This is a genomic window from Shinella zoogloeoides (assembly GCF_033705735.1).
Taxonomy (GTDB): domain Bacteria; phylum Pseudomonadota; class Alphaproteobacteria; order Rhizobiales; family Rhizobiaceae; genus Shinella; species Shinella zoogloeoides_A.
Window position 1 is genome coordinate 1018310 of sequence record NZ_CP131131.1, and the last position, 14513, is coordinate 1032822.

Sequence of the window (14513 nt, forward strand, 5' to 3'; positions counted from 1 at the left end):
CGCACGTCATGTAGGCTTCTTATGCGCAAGGGGTAACGCACCGCTCAAGAGAGGCCCTCCCATGCGTAAACTCCTCCTCGCTCTCGCATCGGCAACGATGCTCGCAGGCGCCGCGAATGCCGCGACCGTCTACCCGCTCGACCGCGCGACCATCCTCGCCGGCTCCCCCTTCGACTTCAAGGTCGAGTTCGATGCCGTCGTGAAGCCGGAAGACGTCAAGATCACCGTCAACGGCCAGGACTACGAAACCGTCTTCGGCAAGAAGGCCGAATTCGTTGCTGAAGAAAAGGACAAGGACGACAAGGTCCTCGGCTCCGCGCTTATCCTGCGCGACCTTTCCGTCGCGGCGGCCGGCGCCTACAAGGTGGAGGTTTCCGCCGGCGGTGAGACCAAATCGGTGAACTGGGACGTCTACGAGACCGCCGCCCAGCCGAAGGCGAAGAACATCATCTTCCTCGTCGCCGACGGTCTTTCCGTCGCCCACCGCACGGGCGCGCGAATCATGTCCAAGGGCATGACCGAGGGCAAGGCGAACGGCCGCCTCGCCATGGACGACATCCCGCCGGTCGCCTTCATCGGCACCTCCTCGACCCATTCGATCGCCACCGACAGCGCCAACACCATGTCGGCCTACATGACCGGCCACAAGGCGCGCGTCAACGCGCTCGGCGTCTATGCCGACCGCACGCCCGCAAGCCTCGACGACCCGAAGGTCGAGACCATCGCCGAAGCCCTGCGCCGCACCACGAAGAAGTCCATCGGCATCGTCTCGACGGCCGAGCTGGAGGACGCGACGCCGGCAGCGGTGGTCGCCCACACCCGCAAGCGCGCCGACAAGGCGGAGATCGTCGGCATGATGCTCGACGTCCAGCCGGACGTCATCCTCGGCGGCGGCTCGGCCTACTTCCTTTCCAAGGACGTGCCGGGCTCCAAGCGCAAGGACGACAAGGATTACATCGCCGAGTTCAAGAATGCCGGCTACGCGCTGGCGACCGACAAGACCGAGCTTGCCGCTGCCGCCGGCTCGAACCAGAACAGGCTGCTCGGCCTCTTCCACACCAGCAACATGGACGTGACGCTCGACCGTGAATTCCTCAAGAAGGGCACCGTCGACAAGTTCCCGAACCAGCCGGGCCTCGTCGACATGACCCGGGCCGCGCTCGACAAGCTCTCTAAGAACCCGGAAGGCTTCTTCCTGATGGTGGAAGGCGCCTCGGTCGACAAGATGAGCCATCCGCTCGACTGGGATCGCGCTCTCGTCGAGACCATCGAGTTCGACAAGGCCGTGGCGGTCGCCCGGGAATTCGCCGACAAGAATCCCGATACGCTGATCGTCGTCACCGGCGACCATACGCATGGCGTCGCCATCATCGGCACGGTCGACGATAACAAGCCCGGTACGGAAATGCGCGAGAAGGTCGGCACCTATGACAATGCCGGCTTCCCGAACTACGAGGACAAGGACGGCGACGGCTATCCGGACCGCGTCGACGTCTCGCGCCGCCTGTTCATGGCCGCCAACAACGGCCCGGACCACTACGAGACCTTCCGTCCGAAGCTCGACGGCCCCTTCGTTCCGGCGATCCAGAACGAGAACAAGGAATATGTCGCCAACGAGGCCTACAAGGATGTGCCCGGCGCGGTCTTCGTTCAGGGCAATATCCCGAAGGATGAGGACACCGGCGTCCATGCCGTCGACGATATCGTGCTCCAGGCCGCCGGCCCGGGTGCCGAAGGGTTCCGTGGCTACATGGAACAGAGCGATGTCTACCGCGTGCTGGCCGACGCCTTCGCACTCGGCGCGGCGAAGAAGTAGTCAGACTGTACCGGGGGAAAGTCCCCCGTCCCGCTGCCCCCCCTTTCCCGCAAGGAGTGGGGTGGCGGCAAAGCGGTTTCACCCCTTCCTTCTCCCCGTGTGGGGAGAAGGCTCCGGCAGGCGGATGAGGGGCCGACCATGGAGACGACCATGCGACAGATGTTCAAGCGGCGGCAGGTTCTGGGAGCGCTTGCGGCCTTCTCCGCCCTTCCCCTCGCCCATCCGGCGCGCGCGGCGGAAAGGCTCGGCTTCGGCGAGCTTTACAAGAGCTTCGGCGTGCTCGGCCTCGAATTCTCCGACAAGGTGAAGCGGCTGAACGGCGCGGACGTCACCGTGAAGGGCTTCATGGCGCCGCCGCTGAAGGCGGAAGCGAATTTCTTCGTCCTTACCGAAATCCCGATGTCGCTCTGCCCCTTCTGCTCTTCCGATGCGGACTGGCCGGACAACATCCTCGTCGTCTATCTCGCGCGCAGGCAGACCTTCGTGCAGTACAATGCCCCGATCGAGGCCCAAGGCGTGCTGGAATACGGCGCCTGGATCGACCCGGAAACCGGCTTCGTCAGCCAGCTTCGCCTGCGCGAAGCCTCCTTCGATACGGTCTGACCCATGCTTTCGCTCGACATTGCCGATCTCACCATGCGCTTTTCCGGCCTCGAAACGCCGGTCCTCGCCATCGGCCGCCTCCACGTTCCGGCCGGCGGGCAGCTTGCGGTCACCGGGGCATCCGGCTCGGGCAAGAGCACGCTGGTGAATGCGATCACCGGCCTCGAGCGCGTGACCGGCGGAACGGTCTCCTGGGGCGGAACGGACATCACGCGCCTTCCGACGGGCCGGCGCGATGCGTTCCGCGCGGCGCATATCGGACTCGTCATGCAGGATTTCCATCTCTTTCCCGGCCTTTCGGCGCTGGAGAACGTCGTGCTGCCGATCCGCCTTTCGCGGCGGCTGGAGCCGGCCGAGCGCGAACGGGCGCTCCGGCTCCTCGACACGGTCGGTATCGCGCGGCCGCAGCAGGCCATAGAGACCCTGTCGCGCGGCGAGATGCAGCGCGTCGCCGTGGCGCGGGCGCTCTTGGCGAGACCCGGCGTCATCGTCGCCGACGAACCGACCGCCAGTCTCGACGGGCGCACGGGTGAGGCCGTCGCAGACCTCCTCGTCGAGCTTGCCGGGGCGGAAGGGGCGACGCTGATCGCCGTCACCCACGATCCCGCCCTGACGGAGCGGCTTGACCGGCGCATCGGCCTTGCGGGCGGCCGGATCGTCGAGGACAGCGCGAAGGCGCTTGCAGCATGATCCGTTTCATCCTCGCCGACCTTCGCCGCTTCAAGGCGGGCGCGCTCGCCGTCGTGGCGCTGATCGCGCTTTCCGTCGCGCTCAGCGTCACCGTCACGCTGCAGGAGCGCGCGGTGCGGCTCGGCAGCGCGCGGGCGGCGGAAAAGTTCGACCTGCTCGTCGGCGCGGCCGGCAGCGAGACCCAGCTTGCCCTTTCGGCCGTCTTCCTCCAGCCCTCGCCCCTGCCGCTGATGTCGGGCGGCGTGCTCGCCAAGCTATCGGACGATCCGCGCGTCGATTTCGCCGCGCCGGTCGGCTTCGGCGATTCGGCGGACGGATATCCGGTGGTCGGCACGACGACGACGCTTGTCTCCGCCCTCTCGCCTGCGCTTGCCGAGGGCGCGCTTTTCACCCGCCTCGGCGAGGCCGTGGTCGGTGCGGACGTGCCCAAGCGTCTCGGCGCGGAGATCAAGCCGATGCACGGTGCCGCCGACGAAGGCGGCCATACCCATACGGAGATCGCCTATACCGTGACCGGCCGGATGGCGCCGACGGGCACGGCCTGGGACCGGGCGATCCTCGTGCCGATCCGTGCGGTCTGGCAGTTGCATGGCATGGAGGAAAAGGCCGGCCATGAGGATCACGATCACGAGGGAGATGCCCACGAGGATCATGATCATGATCACGACCACGAAGCCCATGTCGATGCGAATGCGGGCCTTGATGAGCATTTCGATGCCGCAACACCGGGGATTCCGGCCGTTCTCGTCAAGCCGAAAACGGTCGCCGACGCCTATCGCCTGCGGCAGGAATATCGCGGCGAGACGACGCTTGCCGTCTTTCCGGCCGAAGTGCTGACGCGGCTTTATGCGACGCTCGGCGATGCGCGCAGCCTCCTCCTCGCCATCGCCATCGGCACGCAGGTGATCGTCATCGCGGCAATCCTGCTCGTCACTGTCATGCATGTCGGGGCGCGCCAGCGGCAGATCGGGGCGCTGAGGGCCTTCGGCGCGCCGCGGCGTTCGGTGCTGGCCATCGTCTGGGGCGAGCTGTTCGTGCTCTTCCTTGCCGGCTTTGCGCTCGGCATTGCCGTCGGCTATGCCGCCGCCGAGGCGATCTCCGCCTCGCTGGCCGCGACGACCGCCGTTCGCATGCCCGTGGAGTTCGCGCGCGAGGACGTTCCCCTCGCCCTCTGGTTCCTGTTCCTGGCGGTGCTGGTCTCGCTCGTGCCGGCCGTTTCCGCCCTCCGCCTCAGCCCGGCGCGGGCCCTTCGGGCCTGATTGCCATGCAAAGGAAGCACAGCACGAGAATTTGATATCGTTTCGTGTCTGTCTGCCTCAAAATTCCGCTTTTCTTTTAGCAAAAGCGCGCGTAAGGCGCGAATAAGACGACGATGACGACGGCGGCTGCCAACGGCCCCGCCGGACGATCCGAGCGGTCCCGCGCCGGTAAGGGCGCGCCACTGCCGAACGTCACCTCGCCGGACATGGCACAAGCAGGATTTCGAATATGAACGACGCAGGCACCCATTTGCGCGGCCTCAGCCAGGGCGTGATGGACACGACCGAGAGCGGCCCGATGCCGCAGATCCTTTGTGGTCCCGATTCGCCGCGCGCCGGCCAGCCGGAAGAGCGGCTTTCCCGCGTCTTCGAGGGACTTGCCGAAACCTTTGGGGACGCGCCGGCCGTGCTCGATTCCGGCCGCGTCTGGACCTATCGCGAGATGGACGCCGCCGCGAACCGCTTCGCGCGCCTGCTCGCCGGGCGCGGCGTCAAGCCCGGCGACCGGGTGGCCCTGCTGCTCGACCGCTCCGCCGAGACCTATATCGCCATCCTCGCCGTCATGAAGGCGGGTGCGGCTTTCGTGCCGCTCGCTCCGGCCTTCCCCGAGGAGCGCATGTCGCTCATCGTCGAGGATGCGGGCGTCAGCCTCGTCGTCACCATTGCCGGCTATGCCGCGCGCGCCGCCGGGCTTTCCGTCCCCCATGTGGTGATCGCGGCCGATTGCCCGGAGGCCGCCCGGCACCCGGATACGCCGCTCGAAGTCGGCTTCTCCGAAGACGACATCTGCTACATCCTTTATACGTCCGGCACGACCGGCCGACCGAAGGGCGTGGCGGTGCGCCACCAGAGCATCTGCAACTTCGTCCGCGTCGCCGCCGATGCCTATGGCTATCGCCCGGGCGACCGCGTCTACCAGGGCATGACCATCGCCTTCGACTTCTCCACCGAGGAGATCTGGGTGCCCTTCGCCGCCGGCGCCACCGTCGTCCCCGCGCCGGGCCGCATGACGCTGGTCGGCGAGGAGCTTGCGGATTTCCTGCGCGCCAACGACATCACCTGCATGGCCTGCTCGCCGACGCTGCTTTCCTCCATCGAGAGCGACGTGCCGAGCCTGCGCGCCATCCTCGTCGGCGGCGAGGCTTGCCCGCACAACCTCGTCACGCGCTGGTCGAAGCCGGGCCGGCAGATCCTCAACACCTACGGCCCGACCGAGGCGACCGTGACGGCGACCATGGGCTATCTCACGCCCGAGCGCCCTGTGACGATCGGCGCGCCGCTGCCGACCTATTCCATCGTCATCCTCGATGCCGAGGCGCCGCAACTGACGGCGCCGGGCGAGCTTGGTGAAATCGGCATCGCCGGCATCGGCGTCGCGGTCGGCTATCTCAACCGGCCGGACCTGACGGCGCAGAAGTTCATCCCCGATTTCATCGGCCTGCCGAACAATCCCTCGCAGCGCATCTACCGCACCGGCGACCTCGGCCGCATCAATGCGGATGGCGAGATCGAATATCACGGCCGCATCGACACGCAGGTGAAGATCCGCGGCTATCGCATCGAGCTGGGCGAGATCGAGGCCGTGCTGCTCGACCAGCCCGGCATCGCGCAGGCGGCCGTCACCACCTGGGAGATCGAGCCCGGCCGCGTCGAGCTGGTCGGCTACTATGCGCTGAAATCCGGCACGGACACGCTTGCCCGCGCCGACCTCGGCAGGGAACTGCGCCGCCGCCTGCCCGACTACATGGTGCCCTCCTTCCTGGAGGAGCTTCCGGCCCTGCCGATGACCGTGTCCGACAAGGTCGATACGCGCAAGCTGCCGAAGCCCATGAGCCTTCGCCTCGGGACCGAGCGCAAGGAAATCCTGCCGTCCACCGACGACGAGCGCTTCCTGACGGAAGCGCTGCGCGACGTGCTGAAGATGGACGACATCTACGCCGAGGATCATTTCTTCGACGATCTCGGCGCCAACTCGCTGCTGATGGCCCGCTTCTGCGCGAAGCTGCGCACGCGCAAGGAGTGGGCGACCACCTCGATGCGCGACATCTACATGCATCCGACGGTGGCCGGCCTCGCGCGGCACCTGCGCGGCCCCGAGGAAGAGGCTGCGGCAGTGGAAGAGCCCTGCCTCACCCACCGCGCTTCAAACCTCGCCTATTGGACCAGCGGCGCGGCGCAGCTCGCCTTCTACGGCCTCTACAGCTATTTCGGCCTGTGGATGCTGAACTACGGCCTCAACTGGGTCTACGACATGCTCGACGATCCGGTTCGGCTCTATCTGCGCTGCGCCATCCTGTCGGCCGCCGTGTTCTTCGGCATGTCCGGCTTTGCCGTCGCTATGAAGTGGCTGCTGGTCGGTCGATGGAAGGCCGAGAGCTTCCCGATCTGGGGGCTTCGCTACTATCGCTTCTGGGTGGTCAAGACGCTGATCCGCACCGCGCCGGTCGTCCTCTTCCGCGGCAGCCCGCTCTACAGCCTCTATCTGCGCCTGCTCGGCGCGCGGCTCGGGCGCAGCACCACCATCGAATGTCGCACGATCCCCGTCTGCACCGATCTCATCTCTATCGGCGAGAGTTCGATCCTGCGCAAGGAATCGATGCTTCTCGGCTACCGGGCGCAGGCCGGCTACATCCATACGGGGCCCATCTCCATCGGCCGCGACGCCTTCGTCGGCGTCGGCTGCGCGATCGACATCGATACCTCCATCGGCGACCGCGCCCAGCTCGGCCATGCCTCCTCGCTCCAGCGCGGGCAGCATGTTCCCGATGACGCGCACTGGCACGGCTCGCCCGCGGTCCCGACAAATGCGGATTATTGCAAGGTGCCGGTCGTCACGCTCTCCAAGACGCGGCGTATCCTCTACGAGGCCGTGCAGCTCATCACGCTCTTTGCTGTCGTCACGCCGTTCCCGCTGTGGTTCCACAGCTACTGGCAGAATGTCAGCGACGACTACCAGGAATCGATCGGCATCGTCGCCATCGGCACGACGGTCACGCTCATCGCTCTCATCGCCGCCCTCGCCTTCGTCGCCCTGGTGCTGCCGCGGCTGTTCAGCCTCGTCCTGAAGCCGGGCCGTACCTATCGGATGTACGGCTTCCATTTCTGGCTCCAGTCCATCGTCGAGGCCGGCACCAATGCGCGTCTGCTCAACCTGATCTTCGGCGACAGCTCCGCCGTCGTCCACTATATCCGGGCGCTCGGCTGGAACCTCAACAAGGTGGTGCAGACCGGCTCGAATTTCGGCAGCAACCAGCAGCAGGACAATCCGCTGTTCTGCGAGATCGGGACCGGCACCATGGTCTCCGACGGCCTCTACATGATCAACGTGCACAAGTCGGCCTCCGCCTTCCGGCTCGAGCATACGAAGGTCGGCGAGCGCAACTATTTCGGCAACAACATCTTCTATCCGCCCGACGGGCGGACGGGGGAGAACGTCCTTCTCGGCACCAAGGTCATGGTGCCCATCGACGGGCCGCTGCGCGAGAATGTCGGCCTCCTCGGCTCCCCGCCGTTCGAGATCCCGCGCATGGTCAAGCGCGACAAGGAGCTGATCCAGGGTGTCAGCGACGAGGACCGCCGCGCCCGCCTGCCGCACAAGAACCGGCACAACCTCGTAACCGCGCTGATGTTCATCGCCGTGCAGTGGACGATGCTGTTCGTGACGCTGGCGATCTGGGACCGGGCGCTCAACTACTATACGGAATGGGCGCAGGTGGCGCTCTTCGTCGCCGTCGTGCTGACGGCGGCCGTCACCATCCCCTTCTATATCCTGATGGAATGGGCGAGCCTTCGCTTCCGCAGGCTCCGGCCGCAGATGACCACCATCTACGACGTCGATTTCTGGCGCCACGAGCGACACTGGAAGCTGTCGGATTCGCCCATCGTGCGACTCTTCGCCGGCACGCCGTTCCGCCCGATGATCCTGCGGGCGCTGGGCGTCAAGGTCGGCAGGCGCGTCTATGACGGCGGGGCCAACCTGACGGAACGCTCGCTGGTGGAGATCGGCGACGACGCCACGCTCAACGAAGGCTGCGTCATCCAAGCCCATTCGCTGGAGGAAGGCGCCTTCAAGTCGGATTATATCCGCATCGGCAATGGCTGCACGCTCAGCCCCTCCGCCTTCGTGCATTACGGCGTGACGATGGGCGAAGGCTCGATCGCCGATGTCGACTGCTTCGTGATGAAGGGCGAGATCCTCGAACCGCACTCGATCTGGCGCGGCAATCCGGCCAAGCTCCACGCCTTCGCCAGACCGGTCCCGGCCGAATGAGCGACAGCGCGGCCGAGACCGCGCTGCTGGCGCAGATGGAGCGGCTGGCCCCGCCGGCGGTGCGGCTCGGCTGCCGGCTTATCCGGGCGGGCGACGAGGCCCTTCTCCTGCCGGAAGAGGCCGTCGCCCTTCCGGCCCGCCGGCTTGTCGCCCGGCGTGCAAGCGGTGCGGCCCGCGCGCTTGCGAGGGGTCTGCTGGCGGCGGAAGGCATGACTTCCGTTGCGATCGGACGCGGTCCTGCGGGTGACCCGCTCTGGCCGGCGGGCTTCGCCGGCTCGCTCGCCCATGACGACGAGATGGCCGTCGCGGCCGTCGCCCGCAAGGCCGATATTGCCTCGCTCGGCATCGATGTCGAGCCGGCCGAGCCGCTGCCGGACGAGATCGCCGCGCTGGCGGTAATGCCCGGCGATGTCCTTGAAGGCGTCCATCCCCGCCTTGCAGCACGCCTTCTCTTCAGCGCGAAGGAGGCGGTCTACAAGGCCGCCTATCCGCTGGACGGGGAAATCCTCGGCTACGAGCACATCGGTGTCGATCTTGCGCGCGGCGAGGCCGTGACGGCGCGCGGCCGCAGGATGCGGCTCTCCTTCTGCCTCCTGCCCCGCATCGTCGTCCTTGCCGTCGCGGAGGATCAGCCGGCCAGCAGATGATAGGCGACGTAGAGCACGATGAGGCCGACGGCCACGGCGCCGAGGATGAGGCCGAGGCGCTTTTCCACGAAGGCCTGGATCGGTTCGCCGTAGCGGCGCAGCAGGAAGGCGAGGAGATAGAAGCGAAAACCGCGCGCGACGATCGCCGACAGCACGAAATGCCAGAGCTTGATATGCGCGACGCCCGCAAGGATCGTCACGATCTTGATCGGCGGCAGGTGCGCAAGGCCCGACGTGACGAGGAGAAGGTTGAGCTGCCCCTCGGTGACATGGGATTTCAGCTGCTCGAAGGCCTCCAGCTTGCCGTAGAATTCCAGCACGGGCTTGGCGACCGCCTCATAGGCATAATAGCCGAGCATCCAGCCGGCGATGCCGCCGGCCACCGATGCCGCGGTGGCGACGAAGGCATAGCGGTAGGCCCGCTCCGGCCGGGCGAGCGCCATGGGCAGGAAAAGGACATCCGCCGGCACCAGGAAGACCGAGCTTTCGACGAAGGCGATAAGCGCAAGCCAGGCTTCCGCGGCCTTGCGTCCGGCAAGCGAGAGGGTCCAGGCGTAGAGTTTTCGTAACATGGGATTTCGTGTCTGCCGAACGGGATGGGGAATGGCTGGGATGCAGCCTCCGGCTTGGTACATGCTTCGCCCCGTGAACTCAACCCGCGCCCCTGCCCGCATCGCCGCCGCAGGCATTGCAAATCATCGCCCGAGCGCCGAGAAGAACGATAGGCATAAAGGGAGAGGACATGGACAGCGAAGAATTCCGCCAATGGTCGCGAACCGCCGCCGACTGGGGCGCCGACTACCGTGCAGGGCTGCGCGACCGACCCGTGCGGGCGCAGACGAAACCCGGCGACATCATCCGGCAGATTTCCGATGCCGCCCCGGAAACCGGCGAGACGATGGAGACCATCTTCGCCGATTTCGAGCGCATCATCCCCGATGGCATCACCCATTGGCAGCATCCGCGCTTCTTCGCCTATTTCCCGGCCAATGCCGCGCCGGTCTCGGTGATCGCCGATTACCTAGTCACCGCCGTCGCCGCGCAGTGCATGCTCTGGCAGACTTCGCCGGCGGCGACGGAGCTGGAAACGCGCGTCGTCGACTGGCTGCGCAAGGCGCTCGGCCTGCCGGACGGCTTTTCCGGCGTCATCCAGGATTCCGCCTCCACCGCGACGCTCGCCGCCGTGCTGGTGATGCGGGAAAAGGCGCTCGGCTGGAAGGGCAACAGCGAGGGGCTGGCGGCGCACGGCGCCGTTCGCGTCTATGCCTCCGGGCAGGTGCATACCTCCATCGACCGGGCGATCTGGATTGCCGGCATCGGGGAAGCGAACCTCGTGCGCATTCCCACCAAGGGAGCGCTGAACGGCATGGACCCGCAAGCGCTGGACGCCGCGATCAGGGCGGACCTTGCGGCCGGCCACATTCCCGCTGGTGTCATCGCCTGTACCGGTGGAACCTCCATCGGCGCCTGCGATCCCATCGCCGAGGTCGCGGCGGTGGTGAAGGCGCATGGCCTCTACCTCCATGTCGATGCCGCCTGGGCGGGCTCGGCCATGATCTGCCCGGAATTCCGTACCCTCTGGGAGGGCATAGAGGCGGCCGATTCCATCGTCTTCAACCCGCATAAATGGCTCGGCGCCAATTTCGACTGCTCGGTGCAGTTCATCCGCAGCCCCGAGGATCAGGTGCGCACCCTGGCCATCCAGCCGGAATATCTGAAAACCCACGGCCACGACGGCATCGTCAACTATTCCGAATGGTCCGTGCCGCTCGGCCGCCGCTTCCGCGCGCTGAAGCTCTGGTTCCTGATGCGCTACCACGGGCTGGAAGGGCTGCGCGCGATGATCCGCAACCATGTCGAATGGTCGGCGGAGCTCGCGGCGCGGCTTGCCGCCGAGGCCGATTTCGAGATCGTCAGCCAGCCGGTCCTGTCGCTTTTCTCCTTCCGCCACAAGGGCGCGGGAGACGCCGACCGGCACAACATCGCCCTCGTCAACGCCATCAACGACGACGGCCGCATCTATTTCACGCAGACCCGCGTCGACGGGCGCATCGCCATCCGCTTCCAGGCGGGCCAGTTCGAGATGACGCGCGACGACGCCGATACGGCCTTCAAGGTGATAACCGAGGTCGCCCGCGCATTGCCGTAGGCGGCAGCGTCAGGCGCGCTTCGTCCGTCCCCGCGGCTTCGTCGCCAGCACGTTGCGGATCGCGAAGCTCGAATGGATCCGCGAGACGCCGGGCATCGCCGAGAGGATTTCCTTGTGGATGCGCTCGAATTCGCCGGCATTGGCGACCTCGACGCGCAGCAGGTAATCCGAGCCGCCCGTCATCAGGAAGCATTCGCGGATTTCCGGGTGTTTTCGCACGGCCGCCTCGAAGCGGTCGAGGTGGTCCTCCGTCTGGCGTTCCAGCGTGATGTTGATGATGACGGCGATGGTCGATTCCGCATTCGAGGCATCCACCAGCGCGGTATAGCCGCGTATGACGCCCGCCTGTTCCATCAGTTTGATACGCCTGAGACAGGCCGAGGGAGACAGGCCCACCTCGGCCGCCAGCCGCGCATTGCTCATGCGTGCATCGAGGCGCAGAAGGCGCAGGATGTTGCGGTCTATGGCGTCGAGAGCGGTCATTGCATATCATTCCAAACTGTCGTCGTTTCTTTCAAAAATCATAGCCGCACACAACAATCAAGCGCTGTTTCGTCGGCAATTTCACGATCGTTTCACTAGGCTGCGCGTAATGCGGGAGGCTGGACATGGACGGCGTGACGAGAACAGACAGGCAGAGCGAAGCGGCCGGCGCCGGTGGCGCATCGGGCTACCTGACCATCGATCTGGCGGCCCTTGCCCGCAACTATGAACGGCTCTGTGCCGAGGTCGCGCCGGCACGTGCCGCGGCCGTCGTCAAGGCCGATGCCTATGGGCTCGGCGCCGCCCGGGTCGCCGAAAGGCTCTATGCCCATGGCTGCCGCGATTTCTTCGTCGCGCAATTCGTCGAGGCCCTCGCCCTGCGTCCGCTGCTTGCCGCCGACGCGACCGTCTTCGTGTTGAACGGCCTCCAGCCCGGCAATGAATTCCCCGCCGCGCGGGACGGTATCGTGCCGGTCATCAACTCGCTGGAGCAGTGGCGGCAATGGGCGGATGCCGCCCGGATGCTCGCCCGCAGGCTGCCGGCGGTCCTGCAATTCGACACCGGCATGTCGCGCCTCGGCGTGCCGCCGGAAGAGCGGGCCGCCCTTGCCGAACTGGTGAAGTCTGAAGGCGGGATCGACATTCTCTTCGTCATGAGCCACCTTGCCTCCGCCGACGATGCGGACAGCGACCAGAACGCCGGTCAGCTTGCCGAGATGGAGCGCGTTACGGCGGACTTCCCGCAGTTTCTCGTCTGCTTTGCCAATTCCGGCGGCGTCTTCCTCGGCAAGACCTATCACGGCGTGCTCGCCCGTCCCGGCATCGCGCTTTACGGCGGCGCGCCGACGGCAGGACGCGCCAACCCCATGGAGCCCGTCGTGCGTCTCGACATCGCCGTGGTGCAGACGCGCACCGTGCCCGCCGGCACGCGCATCGGCTACAGCGGCACGCATGTCACGACCGGCTCCACCCGCCTTGCCACCATCGCGGCCGGCTATGCCGACGGCATGCTGCGCAGCCTTTCGGACCGCGGCGCCGTCTTCTGCGATGGCGTTCGCCTGCCCATCGTCGGCCGCGTCTCGATGGACAGCATCACCATCGACGTCTCCGCCCTGCCGGAAGGACGCCTCAAGCTCGGCAGCCTCGTGGAAGTGCTTGGCTCGCACCAGACGCTGGAGGACGTGGCGCGCGATGCTGGCACCATTGCCTACGAGATCCTGACCAGCCTCGGCCACCGATACGAGCGGCAATACCGCTAGGGCAGGTTCGCGGAAAACATCCGCCGTTCCCGCGACTGCCTTGAAAACAAAAAACAAAGCCTTTTCTTTCCAATGAGGATACCATGAAAGTCATCGTTCTCGGCGCCGGCATCGTCGGCGTCACGTCGGCCTACCAGCTTGCCAAGGCGGGGCATGAGGTCACGGTCGTCGACCGCCAGCCCGGCCCGGCGCTGGAGACCAGTTTCGCCAATGCCGGCGAGGTCTCCTTCGGCTATTGCTCGCCCTGGGCCGCGCCCGGCATTCCGATGAAGGCGCTGAAATGGCTGTTCATGGAACACGCACCGCTGATTCTTCGCCCGAAGGTCGATGGCGCCATGCTGTCCTGGATGGTGAAGATGCTCCGCAACTGCACCTCCGGCCGCTACGCCATCAACAAGAGCCGCATGCTGCGCCTTGCCGACTACAGCCGCATCTCCATCGCCGCGCTGCGCGAGGAAACGGGCATCGCCTATGACGAGCGCATGCAGGGCACCTTGCAGCTCTTCCGTACCCAGGCGCAGCTCGACGCCTCGGCCAAGGACGTCAAGGCGCTCGCCGCCGACGGCATTCCCTATGAAGTGCTCGATCCCGAGGGCTGCATCCGCGTCGAGCCGGCGCTGAGGCACGTGCGCGAGAAGATCGTCGGTGGCCTGCTGACGCCCAAGGACGAGACCGGCGACTGCTTCAAGTTCTCCAATGCGCTGGCCGCGAAGGCCGAGGCGCTTGGCGTGCGCTTCAACTATGGCAGCATCATCCGCGGGCTCGATGTGGAGGGCGGCCGTGTGCGTGGCGTCATCACCGCACATGGCAGGCTGGAGGCCGACGCCGTCGTCGTGGCGCTCGGCAGCTTCTCGCCGCTCCTCGTCAAGCCGCACGACATCCACCTGCCGGTCTATCCGGTCAAGGGCTACTCGCTGACGATCCCGATCGTCGATGCCTCGCGCGCGCCGGAATCGACCGTCATGGACGAGACCTTCAAGATCGCCATCACCCGCCTCGGCGACCGCATCCGCGTCGGCGGCATGGCGGAAATCTCCGGCTATACCAACGATCTTGGCGAGCCGCGCCGCCTCACGCTTCAGCACTCCGTCACCGACCTCTTCCCCGGCGGCGACATTTCCAAGGCCAGCTTCTGGTCCGGCCTGCGCCCGATGACGCCGGACGGAACGCCGGTCATCGGCCCGACGAAGATCGCCGGCCTCTTCCTCAATACCGGCCACGGCACGCTCGGCTGGACGATGAGCTCCGGCTCCGCCCGCGTCATCGCCGACCTCGTCTCGGGCAAAAAGCCGGACATCGACGCAACGGACCTCGCGATCGCCCGCTACGCCTGAAAT

Annotated in this window: 11 protein-coding genes; 9 read left to right on the plus strand and 2 right to left on the minus strand. The window is 66.3% G+C overall.

What is annotated here, in order from left to right; genetic code table 11:
• The first annotated feature begins 61 nt into the window (after positions 1 to 61).
• From ShzoTeo12_RS22485 to ShzoTeo12_RS22510, 6 genes are all read left to right on the plus strand, one after another.
• Positions 62 to 1816 carry an alkaline phosphatase gene (locus ShzoTeo12_RS22485; RefSeq protein ID WP_318912528.1) on the plus strand — a complete coding sequence of 585 codons (1755 nt, stop codon included), beginning with the start codon at positions 62 to 64 and terminating at the stop codon, positions 1814 to 1816.
• Between the two features lie 138 nt (positions 1817 to 1954).
• Entirely contained in the window at positions 1955 to 2419 is a 465-nt protein-coding gene (locus ShzoTeo12_RS22490; RefSeq protein WP_413251164.1) for a hypothetical protein, read from the plus strand.
• Positions 2420 to 2422: 3 nt separating this feature from the next.
• The gene (locus tag ShzoTeo12_RS22495; RefSeq protein WP_318912529.1) at positions 2423 to 3109 is read left to right on the plus strand and encodes an ABC transporter ATP-binding protein; all 687 of its coding nucleotides are present in this window, start codon (positions 2423 to 2425) and stop codon (positions 3107 to 3109) included.
• Positions 3106 to 4368, plus strand: a complete 1263-nt coding sequence (locus tag ShzoTeo12_RS22500) for an ABC transporter permease (protein WP_318912530.1) — start codon at positions 3106 to 3108, stop codon at positions 4366 to 4368. The genes ShzoTeo12_RS22495 and ShzoTeo12_RS22500 overlap by 4 nt, the downstream gene beginning before the upstream one ends.
• 274 nt (positions 4369 to 4642) lie before the next feature.
• Positions 4643 to 8638 carry a Pls/PosA family non-ribosomal peptide synthetase gene (locus ShzoTeo12_RS22505; protein WP_318914349.1) on the plus strand — a complete coding sequence of 1332 codons (3996 nt, stop codon included), beginning with the start codon at positions 4643 to 4645 and terminating at the stop codon, positions 8636 to 8638.
• On the plus strand, positions 8635 to 9285 hold the full coding sequence (locus ShzoTeo12_RS22510) for a 4'-phosphopantetheinyl transferase family protein (RefSeq protein ID WP_318912531.1): 651 nt from the start codon (positions 8635 to 8637) through the stop codon (positions 9283 to 9285). Before ShzoTeo12_RS22505 ends, ShzoTeo12_RS22510 begins: the two co-directional genes overlap by 4 nt.
• Here the strand turns inward: ShzoTeo12_RS22510 and ShzoTeo12_RS22515 are convergent.
• The gene (locus ShzoTeo12_RS22515) at positions 9267 to 9857 is read right to left on the minus strand and encodes a YqaA family protein (protein WP_119255741.1); all 591 of its coding nucleotides are present in this window, start codon (positions 9855 to 9857) and stop codon (positions 9267 to 9269) included. The genes ShzoTeo12_RS22510 and ShzoTeo12_RS22515 overlap by 19 nt on opposite strands.
• Before the next feature lie 170 nt (positions 9858 to 10027).
• Between ShzoTeo12_RS22515 and ShzoTeo12_RS22520 the strand changes: the two genes are divergently transcribed.
• Positions 10028 to 11434: a pyridoxal phosphate-dependent decarboxylase family protein gene (locus ShzoTeo12_RS22520; RefSeq protein ID WP_318912532.1), complete on the plus strand. Its 1407-nt coding sequence runs from the start codon at positions 10028 to 10030 to the stop codon at positions 11432 to 11434.
• A 9-nt stretch (positions 11435 to 11443) separates the two neighbouring features.
• Here the strand turns inward: ShzoTeo12_RS22520 and ShzoTeo12_RS22525 are convergent, their stop codons facing one another.
• Positions 11444 to 11917 carry an Lrp/AsnC family transcriptional regulator gene (locus tag ShzoTeo12_RS22525; protein WP_119255739.1) on the minus strand — a complete coding sequence of 158 codons (474 nt, stop codon included), beginning with the start codon at positions 11915 to 11917 and terminating at the stop codon, positions 11444 to 11446.
• Between the two features lie 125 nt (positions 11918 to 12042).
• Here ShzoTeo12_RS22525 and alr point away from each other — a divergent pair, with 125 nt between their 5' ends.
• Together alr and ShzoTeo12_RS22535 are read left to right on the plus strand one after the other, a co-directional pair.
• Positions 12043 to 13176 carry an alanine racemase gene (gene alr, locus ShzoTeo12_RS22530; protein ID WP_318912533.1) on the plus strand — a complete coding sequence of 378 codons (1134 nt, stop codon included), beginning with the start codon at positions 12043 to 12045 and terminating at the stop codon, positions 13174 to 13176.
• An 83-nt stretch (positions 13177 to 13259) separates the two neighbouring features.
• On the plus strand, positions 13260 to 14510 hold the full coding sequence (locus ShzoTeo12_RS22535; protein WP_119255737.1) for a D-amino acid dehydrogenase: 1251 nt from the start codon (positions 13260 to 13262) through the stop codon (positions 14508 to 14510).
• The last annotated feature ends 3 nt before the right edge of the window (positions 14511 to 14513 follow it).

Excerpts from the sequence above, each read along its gene's own strand:
- ShzoTeo12_RS22485 (WP_318912528.1), top strand. The coding sequence starts at position 62 with ATGCGTAAACTCCTCCTCGCTCTCGCATCGGCAACGATGCTCGCAGGC.
- ShzoTeo12_RS22510 (WP_318912531.1), top strand. The coding sequence starts at position 8,635 with ATGAGCGACAGCGCGGCCGAGACCGCGCTGCTGGCGCAGATGGAGCGG.
- ShzoTeo12_RS22490 (WP_413251164.1), top strand. The coding sequence starts at position 1,955 with ATGGAGACGACCATGCGACAGATGTTCAAGCGGCGGCAGGTTCTGGGA.
- ShzoTeo12_RS22505 (WP_318914349.1), top strand. The coding sequence starts at position 4,643 with ATGGACACGACCGAGAGCGGCCCGATGCCGCAGATCCTTTGTGGTCCC.
- ShzoTeo12_RS22500 (WP_318912530.1), top strand. The coding sequence starts at position 3,106 with ATGATCCGTTTCATCCTCGCCGACCTTCGCCGCTTCAAGGCGGGCGCG.
- ShzoTeo12_RS22495 (WP_318912529.1), top strand. The coding sequence starts at position 2,423 with ATGCTTTCGCTCGACATTGCCGATCTCACCATGCGCTTTTCCGGCCTC.
- ShzoTeo12_RS22535 (WP_119255737.1), top strand. The coding sequence starts at position 13,260 with ATGAAAGTCATCGTTCTCGGCGCCGGCATCGTCGGCGTCACGTCGGCC.
- ShzoTeo12_RS22520 (WP_318912532.1), top strand. The coding sequence starts at position 10,028 with ATGGACAGCGAAGAATTCCGCCAATGGTCGCGAACCGCCGCCGACTGG.
- ShzoTeo12_RS22515 (WP_119255741.1), bottom strand. The coding sequence starts at position 9,857 with ATGTTACGAAAACTCTACGCCTGGACCCTCTCGCTTGCCGGACGCAAG.
- alr (WP_318912533.1), top strand. The coding sequence starts at position 12,043 with ATGGACGGCGTGACGAGAACAGACAGGCAGAGCGAAGCGGCCGGCGCC.
- ShzoTeo12_RS22525 (WP_119255739.1), bottom strand. The coding sequence starts at position 11,917 with ATGACCGCTCTCGACGCCATAGACCGCAACATCCTGCGCCTTCTGCGC.